At 65.7% G+C, this 903-nt stretch carries 1 protein-coding gene and 1 pseudogene; both read left to right on the forward strand.

Annotated features, from left to right (window positions below):
• Positions 1 to 565, forward strand: a pseudogene (locus M1B34_RS33335) (phage baseplate assembly protein V); the annotation flags it as partial.
• Between the two features lie 63 nt (positions 566 to 628).
• The gene (locus tag M1B34_RS33340; protein ID WP_268267395.1) at positions 629 to 832 is read left to right on the forward strand and encodes a hypothetical protein; all 204 of its coding nucleotides are present in this window, start codon (positions 629 to 631) and stop codon (positions 830 to 832) included.
• Positions 833 to 903: the final 71 nt, after the last annotated feature.

The following is a 903-nucleotide window of genomic DNA, read 5'->3' on the forward strand; positions in this document are numbered from 1 at the left end:
CCGGATGATCGCCGGGCTGATCATTCCTTGCAGCGTGGTCGGCGTGGATCTGGCGGCGGGCACTGTGCGTGTTTCCGATGGGCGCCGGCTGGACCAGCGCCTGGGTTCGCTGGCATAGCCAGGCCGCCGGCAAGGCCCGCCACTGGCGAGCACCCAGCCTGGGCGAGCAGGGGGCCTTGATCAGCCCCAGCGGCGAGCCGGCACAGGGCACGTTTGTCGCGGGCCTTTACGGCAACGCTGGCCCGCAACCGGACAACCGCGACCACGTCGAGGTCTGGCGGTTTGATGATGGCGGCTCGCTGGTCTACGACTGGCAGGCCAAGAGCTACACCATCAGCCTGCCCACTGGCACGGTGACCATTCAGGTCGGCGGCAGTACCGCGGTGATCACGGACGGCGCCATCACTGGCCAGGCCGACACCATCACGCTGACCGGGCAGATCACCTTGAACGGTGACGTGCAAATCAACGGCTCCAGCCTGCAGCACAACGGGGTGAATGTCGGTCGACCCATACCCATTCAGGTGTGACGCCTGGCCCTGGATCAACCGGAGCGCCTCAGTGAAGCGCAGCAACCCTTACTGACACCCAACCGCCGAGAGCGGTTTTTTTGTACCTGGAGAAAACCATGGTCAGCCCCAAACGAATCACCGACGAGTCGGCCAGCGCCGGTCCTTCGGTGTTCCGCGACACCCTCTATACCTCCCGCGTTCTGATCCTGCCAGACGGCCGCCAGTTGGCGGTCGCCAAGGGGCAGGTGTCCGCCGATCCCGGCGACACCGTCGCCCAGGACTACCTGACCGCGCACCCGGATCTGCAACTGCAGGAGTAACACGATGATCGGAATGGATCGCCGCACCGGCTTGCCGCTGTCGGGCATCGAGCACCTGCGGCAGTCCATCG

Source organism: Pseudomonas morbosilactucae, assembly GCF_023241715.1.
GTDB lineage: Bacteria > Pseudomonadota > Gammaproteobacteria > Pseudomonadales > Pseudomonadaceae > Aquipseudomonas > Aquipseudomonas morbosilactucae.